Genomic DNA, 355 nt, shown 5'->3' on the forward strand with positions numbered 1-355 from the left:
CTGTTCAGCTCAAAGGCAGAAGGCAGTTTTTCGCCAGCATCCAGAATGCGTTTGGTTTCTGCCAGCCCGTGATTCCAGACATAACGAGCACAACCGCCCAACTGGCGCAGGCGTTGCGCTTGTTGGGCTGTCGGTTCGAGTCGGAACTTGTAGGCTTTCAGAATTTGCATTTAGCGCTCAGTGTGTAGCATTATCGCCATATCTATTAAGCCCGATTGAGTGACAGAATGCAATTCACTAAAATTAATAAATCACGCCATGCGGCCTACGTTTTGCACGTACATTTGGTGTTTATTACCAAGTATCGAAAGCCGATACTGGGGGATCTGCATCACGCTTCATTCGGTCAGTGTGC

At 48.5% G+C, this 355-nt stretch carries 1 pseudogene; it reads left to right on the plus strand.

The features are described from left to right. Positions 1-227 precede the first annotated feature (227 nt). Positions 228-355 (plus strand): annotated as a pseudogene (locus MUW49_RS18280) (IS200/IS605 family transposase); the annotation flags it as partial.

The sequence above is a fragment of the Aeromonas sp. LsrichE-8G genome, assembly GCF_022869435.1.
In the GTDB taxonomy this organism is placed as follows: domain Bacteria; phylum Pseudomonadota; class Gammaproteobacteria; order Enterobacterales; family Aeromonadaceae; genus Aeromonas; species Aeromonas caviae.